We start from the raw sequence: 13903 nt of genomic DNA on the forward strand, positions 1-13903 counted from the left end.
GGCGAAGCCCGCCGCGGCCGCTCCGGCCGCCGTGAAGCCGGCCCCGGCCGCCGCCGCCCCGGCGCCCGCCAAGGCCGCTCCGGCCGCCGCGGCGCCCGCCGGCCCCGAGCTGGTCACGCTCCGCGGCCCGGCCGCCGCCGTCGCGAAGAACATGAACGCCTCGCTGGAGGTGCCGACGGCCACGTCCGTCCGCGCCGTCCCGGTGAAGCTGCTCTTCGACAACCGGATCGTCATCAACAACCACCTGAAGCGCGCCCGGGGCGGGAAGATCTCCTTCACCCACCTCATCGGCTACGCCATGGTGCAGGCGATCAAGGCCATGCCGTCCATGAACTACTCCTTCGCGGAGAAGGACGGCAAGCCGACCCTGGTCAAGCCGGAGCACGTGAACTTCGGTCTCGCCATCGACCTGGTGAAGCCGAACGGCGACCGCCAGCTCGTCGTCGCGGGCATCAAGAAGGCCGAGACGCTCAACTTCTTCGAGTTCTGGCAGGCCTACGAGGACATCGTCAAGCGCGCCCGCGTGGGCAAGCTGACGATGGAGGACTTCACCGGCGTCACGGTCTCCCTGACCAACCCCGGCGGCCTCGGCACCGTCCACTCCGTCCCGCGTCTGATGCCCGGACAGTCGGTCATCATGGGCGTCGGCTCGATGGACTACCCGGCGGAGTTCCAGGGCACCTCCCAGGACACCCTGAACAAGCTCGGCATCTCCAAGGTCATGACCCTGACGTCGACCTACGACCACCGGGTCATCCAGGGCGCCGCCTCCGGCGAGTTCCTCCGCGTCGTGGCCAACTTCCTCCTCGGCGAGCAGGGCTTCTACGACGACGTCTTCCAGTCGCTGCGGATCCCCTACGAGCCGGTCCGCTGGCTCAAGGACATCGACGCCTCGCACGACGACGACGTCACCAAGGCCGCCCGCGTCTTCGAGCTGATCCACTCCTACCGGGTCCGCGGCCACGTCATGGCCGACACCGACCCGCTGGAGTACAAGCAGCGCAAGCACCCCGACCTGGACATCACCGAGCACGGCCTCACCCTGTGGGACCTGGAGCGGGAGTTCGCGGTCGGCGGCTTCGCCGGCAAGTCGATGATGAAGCTCCGCGACATCCTCGGCGTGCTCCGCGACTCGTACTGCCGCACCACCGGCATCGAGTTCATGCACATCCAGGACCCGAAGCAGCGCAAGTGGATCCAGGACCGCGTCGAGCGTCCCCACGCGCGCGTGGAGCGCGAGGAGCAGCTCCGCATCCTGCGCCGCCTGAACGCGGCCGAGGCCTTCGAGACCTTCCTGCAGACGAAGTACGTCGGCCAGAAGCGCTTCTCCCTGGAGGGCGGCGAGTCCGTCATCCCGCTGCTCGACGCGGTCATCGACTCCGCCGCCGAGTCCCGCCTGGACGAGGTCGTCATCGGCATGGCCCACCGCGGCCGCCTCAACGTCCTCGCGAACATCGTGGGCAAGTCGTACGCGCAGATCTTCCGCGAGTTCGAGGGCAACCTCGACCCGAAGTCGATGCACGGCTCCGGCGACGTCAAGTACCACCTGGGCGCCGAGGGCACCTTCACCGGTCTCGACGGCGAGGAGATCAAGGTCTCCCTGGTCGCCAACCCCTCCCACCTGGAGGCGGTCGACCCGGTCCTGGAGGGTGTCGTCCGCGCCAAGCAGGACGTCATCAACAAGGGCGGCACGGACTTCACCGTCCTGCCGGTGGCCCTGCACGGCGACGCGGCCTTCGCGGGCCAGGGCGTGGTGGCCGAGACCCTGAACATGTCGCAGCTGCGGGGCTACCGCACCGGCGGCACGGTCCACATCGTCATCAACAACCAGGTCGGCTTCACGGCGGCTCCCGAGTCGTCCCGCTCCTCCATGTACGCCACCGACGTGGCCCGCATGATCGAGGCGCCGATCTTCCACGTGAACGGCGACGACCCGGAGGCCGTGGTCCGCGTCGCGCGGCTCGCCTTCGAGTTCCGCCAGACGTTCAACAAGGACGTCGTGATCGACCTCATCTGCTACCGCCGCCGCGGTCACAACGAGGGCGACAACCCCTCGTTCACCAACCCGCAGATGTACAACCTGATCGACAAGAAGCGCTCGGTACGCAAGCTGTACACCGAGTCGCTCATCGGTCGCGGCGACATCACCCTGGAAGAGGCGGAGCAGTCGCTCCAGGACTTCCAGGGCCAGCTGGAGAAGGTGTTCGCGGAGGTCCGCGAGGCCACCGCCGCCCCGGCGCCGGCCCACGTGCCGGACGCGCAGGCCGAGTTCCCGGTCGCCGTCACCACCGCGGTCTCCCAGGAGGTCGTGAAGCGGATCGCCGAGTCGCAGGTCAACATCCCGGAGCGGATCACGGTCCACTCGCGCCTGCTGCCGCAGATGCAGCGCCGCGCCGCCTCCATCGACGACGGCACCATCGACTGGGGCTTCGGCGAGACCCTCGCCATCGGCTCCCTGCTGATGGAGGGCACCCCGGTCCGCCTGTCGGGCCAGGACACCCGCCGCGGCACCTTCGGCCAGCGCCACGCGGTCCTGGTCGACCAGGAGACCGGCGAGGACTACACCCCGCTGCTCTACCTGGCCGAGGACCAGGCCCACTTCAACGTCTACGACTCGCTGCTCAGCGAGTACGCGGCGATGGGCTTCGAGTACGGCTACTCGCTGGCCCGCCCCAGCTCCCTGGTGGTCTGGGAGGCGCAGTTCGGCGACTTCGTCAACGGCGCGCAGACCGTCGTCGACGAGTTCATCTCCTCGGCCGAGCAGAAGTGGGGCCAGACCTCCGGCGTCACCCTCCTCCTGCCGCACGGCTACGAGGGCCAGGGCCCGGACCACTCGTCCGCCCGCCCGGAGCGCTTCCTCCAGATGTGCGCCCAGGACAACATGACGGTCGCCATGCCGACGCTGCCGTCGAACTACTTCCACCTCCTGCGCTGGCAGGTGCACAACCCGCACCACAAGCCGCTCATCGTCTTCACCCCGAAGTCGATGCTGCGTCTGAAGGCCGCGGCGTCCAAGGTGGAGGAGTTCACCTCCGGCGGCTTCCGCCCGGTCATCGGCGACTCGACCGCCGACCCGGCCGCCGTCCGCAAGGTCGTCTTCTGCGCCGGCAAGGTCTACTACGACCTGGAGGCCGAGCGGCAGAAGCGCGGCGACACGGAGACCGCGATCATCCGTCTGGAGCGCCTGTACCCGCTGCCGGGTGCCGAGCTCCAGGCCGAGATCGCCAAGTACCCGAACGCGGCGAAGTACATCTGGGCGCAGGAGGAGCCGGCGAACCAGGGTGCCTGGCCGTTCATCGCGCTCAACCTGATCGACCACCTCGACCTGGCGGTCGGCGCGGACATCCCGGCGGGCGAGCGCCTGCGCCGGATCTCCCGCCCGCACTCCTCGTCCCCGGCGGTCGGCTCGGCCAAGCGTCACCAGGCGGAGCAGCAGCAGCTGGTCAACGAGGTCTTCGACGCCTGACGTCGGCGCCTCGCGCGGAGGCCCGGCACCCCTCGATTCCGGGGGGTGCCGGGCCTCCGGCGTGTCCGGGCGGGCCTATCCTGGACCGCATGTACTTCACCGACCGTGGCATCGAGGAACTGGAGAAGCGGCGCGGCGAGGAGGAGGTCACCTTCGAGTGGCTCGCCGAGCAGCTGCGGACCTTCGTCGATCTCAACCCCGACTTCGAGGTGCCGGTCGAGCGCCTCGCGACCTGGCTGGCCCGTCTCGACGACGAGGACGACGACGAGTAGACGTCCTCGCGTGGCCGCCCTCATGGAGCCGTAGCCGTCGTCGCGCGGCCGTGTGGCCGCCCTCGCGTGGCCGTCGTCGCGCGGTGCCCCCTCCCCTAGGGGAGGGGGCACCGGCGTTTCCGGGGTCCGTCAGCGCGCGCGGAGGCGGTCGTAGACGAGGCCCGCGGCGCCGTGGGCGACGAGGAGGGCTCCCGCCGTGGCCCAGCCGCCGCTGCGCCTGCCGAGCCCCCAGAGGAGCAGCGGGACGCCCGCGGCGAGCTGGACGCCGCCCAGGAGGCGTGCCCGGGGGCCGCGTACGTACGGGCCGAGGGGGCCTTCCTCCACGACGTCCAGCTCGTCGAGGACGGCGTCGCGCCAGCCGGGCCATTCGAGCTGCTCGGCGTCGGCGGCGAGGGCCGCCTCGCGGAGCCGGTCGGGGGACTCGCCGGGGTCGACGCCGGGGGGCAGGGCGAGTCCGGTGCGGGTGAGGACGGCGACGAGGCCGAGGAGGCGGGTGCGCGCGTCGGCCTCGCGGTCGGGGAGGGTGAGCGGCTCCAGCGCCTGGACGTCGAGGACGGGGTCGAGGGCGAGGCGGTCGGCGAGGGTCCGCATGGCCTCGTCCTCGCCGGCCGGGGTGCCGGCGGCGAGCCAGGTGTAGCCGACGGTGCGGCGGAAGCCGGCGGCGAGGGTGATCCCGGCGCGGTCCCGGTCCCACCAGAGGGCGAGGACGGGCCAGCCGGCGGCGGAGACGGCGAGGGCGGTGGCCCAGCCGGTGACGACCCGTTCGACCGGCTCCTCGCCGTCCTGCCAGGGCTTCCCCTCCGGTACGAGGACGCTCCAGCCGGCTCCGGCGGGGGCGAGGAGCAGCGGCTCCCGCAGGAGCTGGGCGGGCGGCCGGACCGCCGGGGGGTCGGCTCGGCACAGCAGCAGCGCCCCGGCGGGGCTCGGTCCGGATGTCGCGTTCATGGGCCCTACGCTAGGCCAGTTTGTCCGTGTACGGCGGTGTTTGCCTCGACCCTGTCAGGGATGAATCAGGGTTGACTCGATCACACCGCGATATATCGTGAATCTCGAAGTCGCGATATGACGTCGCGATGGGCTGCGTCGTCAGGCGCCGCCGACGTGAGCTCCGAGGAATGCTTCGAGGAAACGGGAGGTCAGCACCATGACCGAGTGGTCCGTCACCGAGCCGGTGAAACTCGCGCCCGCCGACCCCGTGACACGGCTGCGCGTCCGCGTCGTGGGCGGCGCGGTGAACGTGGTGGGAACCGACGAGAGCACGGCGCGGCTGGAGATCTCCGAGATCGAGGGCCCGCCCCTGATCGTCACCCAGGAGGGCTCCACGCTGACCGTGACCTATGAGGACCTGCACTGGAAGGGCATCCTCAAGTGGCTCGACAGCAAGGCCCACAGGCGGCGGGCGGTCGTCTCGGTCGCCGTCCCGGCCGGCGCCGAGGTCGAGGTGGGCGCGGTCTCGGCGGACACGGTGGTCTCCGGTCTGCGCGGCCGCACCGAGGTCCGCGGGGTGACCGGGGGGACGACGCTGGTGGGGCTCTCCGGTCCGGTCCGCGCCGAGACCGTCTCGGGTGCCCTGGAGGCGCAGTCGGTGACGGGCGCGCTGCGGGTCGTCTCGGTGACCGGTGACGTGACGGTGATCGAGGGCTCGGGCTCGGCGGTACGGGCGGAGACCGTCAGCGGGGACATGGTCCTGGACCTGGACCCGGCTCCGGCCGGGGCTCCGCCGGCCGACATCCGGCTCACCAGCGTCTCCGGCGAGGTCGCCATCCGGCTGCCGCACCCGGCGGACGCCCGGGTCGAGGCGAGCACCACGAGCGGCGCGGTGTCGAACGCCTTCGAGGACCTGCGGGTGGGCGGCGAGTGGGGCACCAAGTCCATCACCGGGACGCTCGGCGCGGGCAGCGGCACGCTCAAGGCGACCACGGTCTCCGGCTCGATCGCCCTCCTCCGCCGCCCCGAGTCCGCCGAGGACCCCGGCGCCACACCCGCCGAACCCTCCGACGGGCCCTCCGACGGCCCCACCGCCTCCCCCGCCTCCCCCTCGTCCGGAAAGGTGCTCTGACATGTCCCCCGTCTTCGCGCACGGCCGACTCCGTCTCTACCTCCTCAAGCTGCTGGAGGAGGCTCCCCGGCACGGCTACGAGGTGATCAGGCTCCTGGAGGAGCGCTTCCAGGGCCTGTACGCCCCCTCGGCCGGCACGGTCTACCCGCGGCTGGCCAAGCTGGAGGCCGAAGGGCTCGTCACCCACACCAGCGAGGGCGGCCGGAAGGTCTACTCGATCACCGACGCGGGCCGTGCCGAGCTGGCCGGCCGGGACGCCGAACTCGACGCCCTGGAGCGGGAGATCCGGGACTCCGTCGCGACGCTGGCCGCCGAGATCCGGGAGGACGTACAGGGCGCGGCCGGCCGGGTGCGCAGCGAGATGCGCGCGGCGGCGAGCCAGGCGCGGTCGACGGAGGAGGGCTCCTTCGCCGACGTCAAGGAGGAGCTGCGCAAGGCCAAGCGGGAGTGGAAGGAGCAGGCCCGGCAGGCGAAGGAGGAGGCCCGCTCGGCGAAGCTCCAGGCGAAGGAGTTCCAGCGGATCGCCCAGCAGGTCCAGGACGAGGTCCAGAGCCGCTTCGCGAAGGGCGAGTGGCCGCAGGCCGTCCGGGAGGGGCTGTCGGGGATCACCGCCCAGCTGGGCGACCTGGTCTCGGGCCACACCAAGGCCCGTGCGGGCGCGGCGGCCGCGCCTCCGGTGGACGTGACGGTGCCGGACGCGGCCGGGGAGGCCGTGGTTCCGGAGTGGGCGCGGGAAGGGGCGGGCTCCGGTGACCCGGCGCGGGACCTGGACCGGCTCCTGGACCGCTTCCGGGACGAGGTGCGGGACGTGGCCCGCGACCACGGGGTGACGGACGCGCAGCTCGCCGAGGCCCGTCACCACCTGTCCGCGACGGCGAGCCGGATCACCGGGATACTCCGCCCCCGCGCGGAGTCCTGACCGGAGGCCCGCCCCTGCGTCAGCGGGTCGTCGGCGCGGCCCGGGTCACGGTGACGGTGACCCGGGCGTCCGGGGCGGCGAGGACGCGGACCCGGTCGGCGCCCCGGCCGCGGTCCTTGTCACGGCCCCTGTCGCGGAGGACGAGGGCGCCGCGGGCCGTGACCTTCCAGTCGCCGGGCGGCAGCGCCAGCTCGGTGACGCGGGAGCCGCGGCGGCCGGCGGCGTCGTACTCCAGGCGGTAGACGCCGGTCGCCGGGTCGTAGGCGGTGGAGCGCACCCGGCCGGCGACGGCCTCCGCGTACGGTTCGGCGGTCAGCTCCTTGTTGGTGCGGAAGGCGCCGGCGGAGTCGACGGCGCAGTAGCCACCGCCGTAGCACCACTCCCAGCCGGTCCAGCCGGAGCCGTAGCGGCCGAGGGAGGCCATGGCCTCCCGGTAGAAGCGGTTCATGTTCGGGAGGGAGTTGTTGAGCGGCCCCCACTCCCCCACGACGACGGGGACCTTGTACTCCTTGGGGTAGAGGGTGACCGCCGCCTCGTAGTTCTCGATCCAGCGGGCCGAGGGGTCGTAGTCGCCGCCCACCTCCATCGCGCTGTTGTAGAAGTGCGGGGCGTAGACGACCTTGGGGTCGTCGATCCTGCCCAGCCCGGTCGGGACACCCTCGCCCACGATCGGGGTCGGCTCGACGAAGATCCAGGAGTCCCGGTCGACCGAACGGATCTCGTCCGCGATCCGGTTGTACATCGGGGTGATCTGGTCCCGTTCGATGCGCCGCGCGGCCGTCGCCAGGTCCTCGCCCTCGCGCAGCTCGCCCATCGGTTCGTTGATCAGGTCGTAGCCGAGGACGGCCGGGTGGTCCTCGAAGCGGTCGGCGAGCACCCGCCACATGCGGGCCTGGGCGCGCCGCAGGTCCTCGTCCTCGTAGAGGTGGGTGAAGGCGCGCTGGACGGCGGGTTCGAAGTACTCGGAGAACCAGTCGTCGGGGTGCGGGGTGAAGGGGAGGCCGTCGGTGCGGGTGGCCCAGGCGGGGATGCCCCGGTGGTCGAAGGCGGGGCCGAAGACGTCCTGGTGGGCGTCGAGGACGACCTGGACGTCGTGCTCGGCCGCCCAGTCCAGGACCCGCTCGATCTTGCGGAGGTAGCCCTGGCTGTACTGGCCGGGGCGGGGCTCCAGGTCGTCCCAGAAGACCAGGAGCCGGGCCGTGTTGAAGCCCTTGGCCCGCATGTCCCGGAAGTGGTTCTCGGTGACGGAGGAGAGGGCGGCGTCACCGCTGTGCGCCTTGTCCCCGACGTTCCAGCCGCGGAGGGTGAGGGCGCGGCCGCGGGAGTCGGTGAGGGCGGGTATCCCGTCGCCCCCGGTGCTCCCGCTCTCCGCCCGGGCGGAGGTCGGGACGAGCAGTGAGGCGGCGAGGGCGCCCGTGAGAAGGGTGGTGCGCAGCAAGGTGGCCTCCGGCACGAGGAAGTGAGCGTTGTTCACGTTTCACGTGCCGGAGATCCCATCAGGTCGACCGACCCGTATCAAGAGGTCGTCAGCACGATCTTTCCGAAGACGTCGCCGGCGGCCAGCTTCTCGAAGCCCTCGCGGGCCCGGTCCAGCGGCAGCACCTCGTCGATCACCGGACGGACCCCGGTGGCCGCGCAGAAGGAGAGGAGGTCCTCCAGCTCGTCCTTGGTGCCCATCGTGGAGCCGATCACCTTCAGCTCCAGGAAGAAGATGCGCTTCAGTTCGGCGTGCGCGGGGCGGTCGCCGCTGGTGGCGCCGGAGATCACCAGCGTGCCGCCGGGGCGCAGGCACTTGACCGAGTGCGACCAGGTCGCGGCGCCGACGGTCTCGATGACGGCATCCACCCGGTACGGCAGCCGCGCCCCGGGCTCGTACGCCTCGACGGCGCCGAGCTCCACGGCCCGCTTCCGCTTGGCCTCGTCCCGGCTGGTGGCGAAGACCCGCAGGCCGGCCGCCTTGCCGAGGACGATCGCGGCGGTGGCGACACCACCGCCGGCGCCCTGGACGAGGATCGAGTCGCCCGGGCGGACCCCGGCGTTGGTGAAGAGCATCCGGTAGGCGGTCAGCCAGGCGGTGGGCAGGCAGGCGGCCTCGGCGAAGGAGAGCTCCTTCGGCTTGGGCAGCACGTTCCAGCGGGGGACGGTGACGCGCTCGGCGAAGGTGCCCTGGTAGTGCTCGGTGAGGACGGTGCGCGGTTCGTCCGGTCCGACGCCGTGGCCGGACTGGCCGATGACGGAGTGCAGGACGACCTCGTTGCCGTCCTCGTCGATCCCGGCGGCGTCGCAGCCGAGGATCATCGGGAGCTTCTCCGCGGGCAGTCCGACCCCGCGCAGCGACCACAGGTCGTGGTGGTTGAGCGAGGCGGCCTTGACGGTGACGGTGGTCCAGCCGGGGCGCACCTCGGGCTCGGGGCGTTCGCCCAACTCGAGACCGCTCAGGGGCTGGTCGTGGTCGATTCGGGCGGCGTAGGCAGCGAACATGGCCCTGACCCTAGGGGGGCCCGGAGGGCACGCGGAACCACACTCCGGTGTGACGCATGTCCCCCGTGTCCCGTCCACGTATCCGGCCCGGCGGGCCCGTCGGCACGCGAGAGGGCCCCGTCCCGGTCCGATGCGGCGGAGCGGGACGGGGCCCTCTCGGGGCTTCCGCGGACGGGGCGTCAGCGGCGGGCGACGCCCTCGGCGCGCGCGGCGGCGGCGACCGCGGCCGCGACGGCCGGGGCGACCCGGTCGTCGAACGGCGACGGGATGACGCAGTCGGCGGCGAGCGCGTCACCGACGACACCGGCGATGGCGTCGGCGGCGGCGATCTTCATGCCCTCGGTGATCCGGGAGGCCCGGACCTGGAGCGCGCCGGCGAAGATGCCGGGGAACGCGAGGACGTTGTTGATCTGGTTGGGGTAGTCCGAACGGCCGGTGGCCACGACCGCCGCGTACTTGTGCGCGACGTCGGGGTGGACCTCGGGGTTCGGGTTGGCCATGGCGAAGACGAAGGCGTCCTTGGCCATGGAGGCGACGGCCGCCTCGGGGACCGTGCCGCCGGAGACGCCGATGAAGACGTCGGCGCCGGCGAGGGCGGTCTCCAGGGAGCCGGAGAGGCCCGCCTTGTTGGTGAGGCCGGCGATCTCGCGCTTGACGTCGGTGAGGTCCTCGCGGTCGCTGCTGACGACGCCCTTGCGGTCGGCGACGCAGACGTCGCCGATGCCGGCCTCCAGCAGGAACTTGGCGATGGCCACGCCGGCCGCGCCCGCGCCGGAGATGACGGCGCGCAGGTCGCCGAGGGTCCGGCCGGTCAGCTTCGCCGCGTTCCGCAGGGCGGCGAGGGTGACGATGGCGGTGCCGTGCTGGTCGTCGTGGAAGACCGGGATGTCGAGGCGCTCCTGGAGCTTGCGCTCGATCTCGAAGCACCGCGGCGCCGAGATGTCCTCCAGGTTCACACCGCCGAAGGACGGGGCGAGCCGGACGACGGTGTCGACGATCTCGTCGGTGTCGGTGGTCGCGAGGGCGATCGGGACGGCGTCCACGCCGCCGAACTGCTTGAAGAGGATCGCCTTGCCCTCCATGACCGGGAGGGAGGCCTCCGGGCCGATGTCGCCGAGGCCGAGCACGGCGGTGCCGTCGGTGACGACGGCGACGACCTGGGACTTCCACGTGTACTCGTGGACCAGGTCGGGCTGCTCGGCGATGGCGGTGCACACCTTGGCGACGCCGGGGGTGTACGCGAGGGACAGGTCGTCCTTGTCACGGACGGGGACGGTGGCCTGAATGGCCATCTTGCCGCCGCGGTGGAGAGCGAAAGCCGGGTCGAAGAGCTCCTCGGGAGCTCCTTCCGTACCGCTTTCGCTGCGAGGATTGACGATCTCCGCTGCCATGTGGGTGAGACCCCTTATGTCTGTTGTCGAGGGTTGCCGCTCCTGGTGTGGAGCGGTGGGCGGGTCCCGCGGCCGCCGTGTCGGGCAGCCGCGCGGGCGCGCCGCACAACGCGCCCTGAGCCCCGGATGAGGGGTGTAAGGATCCTTCTTACCGGACAGACGGCACCGCAGACGAGTCCGTATCCGCTCGGTGATGCGACTCATACCGAGTGCTTCCGGACGCGGACGGAGAACGACTCGTCACTCGATATCAGGACACATGGCATCACTACCCGTTTGGCCCTCTTCATGCCGTCCGAATGGCGAGATCGACCGTAGATTCTTCGGTGAAGAGGGAAGGGGACGAAAGATGATCCGGCCCTGATGTACCGGCCTGTCGGGATTCGACCGCGACCCGTTACCCGATTTTGACATCCGTGGCCGTCGGTTTGAGGCGGTCCGAATGGCAAGATGCCGTAATCACACGAGGTCGCGACACTCGAAGACGCGTACGCGGCCCATTGGCAACGCCTATGGCAACTCCCTCACACGCCGGAGGATCCCGACCATGACCGCACGCTCCACGCGCTGTACGACCGCCGCCAAGACCCGCACGTCCCGTCTTGCCGCGGTCGCCGCCATCGCGGTCGCCGGCTCGATGCTGCTGACCGCCTGCGGTGACCAGACCGACAGCGGCTCCACCAAGGAGGGCGGCACCGCCGCCAACTCCGCCCCGCTCTTCTCCAAGCTGCCCGCCGACATCCAGAAGGCCGGCGTCGTCAAGGTCGGCACGGACGCCTCCTACGCTCCGATGGAGTTCACCCAGGACGGCAAGATCGTCGGTGTCGACCCCGACATCGCCGCCGCGCTCGGCAAGCAGCTCGGCGTGAAGTTCGAGTTCACCTCGGGCACCTTCGACGGTCTGATCACCTCCCTGGAGACCGGCCGCCAGGACCTGGTCATGTCCTCGATGACGGACAACAAGAAGCGCCAGGAGGGCCTGGACGACGACGGGAAGAAGATCGGCAAGGGCGTCGACTTCGTCGACTACTTCTCCTCCGGCGTCTCCCTGCTGGTCAAGAAGGGCAACCCGCAGGGCGTCGACTCCCTTGACGACCTCTGCGGCAAGACCGTCGCCGTCCAGCGCGGCACGATCTACGAGGACACCTTCAAGGCCCAGGCCGAGAAGTGCGGCGCGAACAAGCTCACGATCCAGGCCTTCGACACCGACGCCGAGGCCCAGACCCGCGTGAAGGCCGGCGGTGCGGTCGCCGACCTGAACGACTACCCGGTCGCCGCGTACATCGCGAAGACCTCCGGCGGCGGCAACGACTTCGAGGTCGTCGGCAACCAGACCGACGTCGGCCTCATGGGCATCGCCGTCTCCAAGGACAAGACCCAGCTGCGCGACGCCGTCAAGGAGGCGCTCGACGCGATCATCAAGGACGGCACCTACGCCGAGGCCCTGAAGAAGTGGGACGTCGAGGGCAGCGCGGTCAAGTCGGCGACCATCAACGCCGGCAAGTGACCTGCTCTCTCCCCCTCGCACCACTGAAGGGCAGTCGTCATGACTGACAAGATCAGCAAGGACCCGGGCGGCGCGCCGGCCGGGTCCGGCCCCTCGGGCACCCCCTACGAGGCGATCAAGGCCATCCCGGTCCGGCACTACGGCCGCTGGATCAGCGCTGTCGTCGTCGTCGCGCTCCTCGGCTGGCTCGTCTACGCCTTCTCCCAGGGCAACATCATCTGGGACACGGTGTGGGACAAGCTCTTCGACGAGTCCGTCCTCGTCGGTCTCTGGAAGACCGTCCTGATCAGCATCTCCGCGATGGCGCTCGGCCTCGTCCTCGGCATCGTCTTCGCCGTGATGCGGCTGTCGAACAACCCGGTCACCGGAGCCGTCTCCTGGCTCTACATCTGGTTCTTCCGCGGCACGCCGGTCTACGTCCAGCTGCTCGTCTGGTTCAACCTGGCCCTGATCTTCGAGTACGTCAACCTCGGACCGATCTACAAGGACGAGACCTCGCAGGTCCTCACCCCGTTCATGGTGGCCCTCCTGGGCCTCGGCCTGAACGAGGGCGCGTACATGGCGGAGATCGTCCGCGCCGGCATCCAGTCGGTCGACGAGGGCCAGACCGAGGCGGCGCACGCGCTCGGCATGTCCCAGACGAAGACGATGCGCCGGATCGTGCTCCCGCAGGCGATGCGCGTGATCGTGCCGCCGACGGGCAACGAGTTCATCAACATGCTGAAGACCTCGTCGCTGGTCTCGGCCGTGCAGTACACCGAGCTGCTCCGCGCCTCGTCGAACATCGGCAGCACCTCCGGCGCGGTGATGGAGATGCTCTTCGTGGCATCCATCTGGTACCTGGCGCTGACCAGCGTCTTCAGCGTCGGCCAGTACTACCTGGAGCGCCGTTTCGCCCGCGGTTCGACCCGTAACCTGCCGCCCACCCCGTGGCAGCGGGTCAGGACGAACCTCACCACGTTCAAGCGTTCCCCGGAGGCATCGGCATGACCGGCGAGCTCATGGTCAAGGCGGAGGGCGTCCACAAGTCCTACGGCGCCGCCCACATCCTCCGTGGCATCGACCTGGAGGTCCGCAGCGGGGAGGTGTTCTGCCTGGTCGGCCCGTCCGGCTCCGGCAAGTCGACCTTCCTGCGCTGCATCAACCACCTGGAGCGGATCGACGGCGGCCGGCTCTCGGTCGACGGGCAGCTCGTGGGCTACCGCCAGAAGGGCGACCGGCTCTACGAGCTGAAGGACAGCGAGGTCGCGACCCAGCGCCGCGACATCGGCATGGTCTTCCAGCGGTTCAACCTGTTCCCCCACATGACGGCCCTGGCCAACGTGATGGAGGCGCCCATCCAGGTGAAGGGCGAGTCCAAGGCCGTCGCCCGCGAGCGCGCCGAGCGCCTGCTCGACCGGGTCGGCCTGCGGGACCGGATGGGGAACTACCCCTCGCAGCTCTCCGGCGGCCAGCAGCAGCGCGTGGCCATCGCCCGCGCGCTGGCGATGGAGCCGAAGCTGATGCTCTTCGACGAGCCGACCTCGGCGCTCGACCCGGAGCTCGTCGGTGACGTCCTCGACGTCATGCGGGACCTGGCCGAGTCGGGCATGACGATGATCGTCGTCACCCACGAGATGGGCTTCGCCCGGGAGGTCGGCGACTCGCTGGTCTTCATGGACGGCGGCGTGGTGGTCGAGTCCGGCCACCCGAGGGACGTCCTCACGAACCCGCAGCACGACCGGACGAAGGCGTTCCTGTCGAAGGTGCTGTAAGGCGGAGACGCCGCCAGGCGTACGGAGAGGGGCGGTACGGGCGCGAGCCCGTAC

General features: G+C 70.8%; 11 protein-coding genes. 7 read left to right on the plus strand and 4 right to left on the minus strand.

The annotated features are described in order from the left end of the window. Nucleotides 1-3466: multifunctional oxoglutarate decarboxylase/oxoglutarate dehydrogenase thiamine pyrophosphate-binding subunit/dihydrolipoyllysine-residue succinyltransferase subunit (locus tag ACFQ8C_RS34225; protein WP_383465408.1), on the plus strand; the 3466-nt coding region annotated here is incomplete at its 5' end. Nucleotides 3467-3555: 89 nt separating this feature from the next. Further along, nucleotides 3556-3738, plus strand: a complete 183-nt coding sequence (locus ACFQ8C_RS34230) for a DUF6104 family protein (RefSeq protein ID WP_019075209.1) — start codon at nt 3556-3558, stop codon at nt 3736-3738. A gap of 129 nt (nt 3739-3867) precedes the next feature. On the opposite strand, the gene ACFQ8C_RS34235 is transcribed toward ACFQ8C_RS34230, so the two are convergent. After that, nucleotides 3868-4683, minus strand: coding sequence for a hypothetical protein (locus tag ACFQ8C_RS34235; RefSeq protein ID WP_383465410.1), 816 nt, complete (start codon nt 4681-4683; stop codon nt 3868-3870). Nucleotides 4684-4882: 199 nt separating this feature from the next. Here ACFQ8C_RS34235 and ACFQ8C_RS34240 point away from each other — a divergent pair, with 199 nt between their 5' ends. Together ACFQ8C_RS34240 and ACFQ8C_RS34245 are read left to right on the plus strand one after the other, a co-directional pair. Further along, nucleotides 4883-5797, plus strand: a complete 915-nt coding sequence (locus ACFQ8C_RS34240) for a DUF4097 domain-containing protein (protein WP_383465412.1) — start codon at nt 4883-4885, stop codon at nt 5795-5797. A gap of 1 nt (nt 5798) precedes the next feature. Continuing rightward, nucleotides 5799-6716 carry a helix-turn-helix transcriptional regulator gene (locus ACFQ8C_RS34245; RefSeq protein WP_383465414.1) on the plus strand — a complete coding sequence of 306 codons (918 nt, stop codon included), beginning with the start codon at nt 5799-5801 and terminating at the stop codon, nt 6714-6716. Nucleotides 6717-6735: 19 nt separating this feature from the next. On the opposite strand, the gene ACFQ8C_RS34250 is transcribed toward ACFQ8C_RS34245, so the two are convergent. From ACFQ8C_RS34250 to ACFQ8C_RS34260, 3 genes are all read right to left on the minus strand, one after another. Continuing rightward, the gene (locus tag ACFQ8C_RS34250) at nt 6736-8112 is read right to left on the minus strand and encodes a cellulase family glycosylhydrolase (protein ID WP_383465425.1); all 1377 of its coding nucleotides are present in this window, start codon (nt 8110-8112) and stop codon (nt 6736-6738) included. 119 nt (nt 8113-8231) lie between these two features. Continuing rightward, nucleotides 8232-9197: a zinc-binding dehydrogenase gene (locus ACFQ8C_RS34255; RefSeq protein ID WP_383465415.1), complete on the minus strand. Its 966-nt coding sequence runs from the start codon at nt 9195-9197 to the stop codon at nt 8232-8234. A 179-nt stretch (nt 9198-9376) separates the two neighbouring features. Next, nucleotides 9377-10588, minus strand: a complete 1212-nt coding sequence (locus ACFQ8C_RS34260) for an NADP-dependent malic enzyme (protein ID WP_383465417.1) — start codon at nt 10586-10588, stop codon at nt 9377-9379. Between the two features lie 547 nt (nt 10589-11135). On the opposite strand from ACFQ8C_RS34260, the gene ACFQ8C_RS34265 reads away from it, so the two are divergent. From ACFQ8C_RS34265 to ACFQ8C_RS34275, 3 genes are read left to right on the plus strand one after another with little or no spacing between them, the layout of a single operon-like run. Next, nucleotides 11136-12095 (plus strand): ABC transporter substrate-binding protein, encoded by a 960-nt coding sequence (locus ACFQ8C_RS34265; RefSeq protein ID WP_383465419.1) that lies wholly within the window; start codon nt 11136-11138, stop codon nt 12093-12095. Between the two features lie 39 nt (nt 12096-12134). Next, nucleotides 12135-13085: an amino acid ABC transporter permease gene (locus ACFQ8C_RS34270; RefSeq protein ID WP_383465421.1), complete on the plus strand. Its 951-nt coding sequence runs from the start codon at nt 12135-12137 to the stop codon at nt 13083-13085. Beyond that, nucleotides 13082-13849, plus strand: a complete 768-nt coding sequence (locus tag ACFQ8C_RS34275; RefSeq protein ID WP_383465423.1) for an amino acid ABC transporter ATP-binding protein — start codon at nt 13082-13084, stop codon at nt 13847-13849. Before ACFQ8C_RS34270 ends, ACFQ8C_RS34275 begins: the two co-directional genes overlap by 4 nt. The last annotated feature ends 54 nt before the right edge of the window (nt 13850-13903 follow it).

The organism is Streptomyces sp. NPDC056503 (assembly GCF_042794995.1).
In the GTDB taxonomy this organism is placed as follows: Bacteria; Actinomycetota; Actinomycetes; order Streptomycetales; family Streptomycetaceae; genus Streptomyces.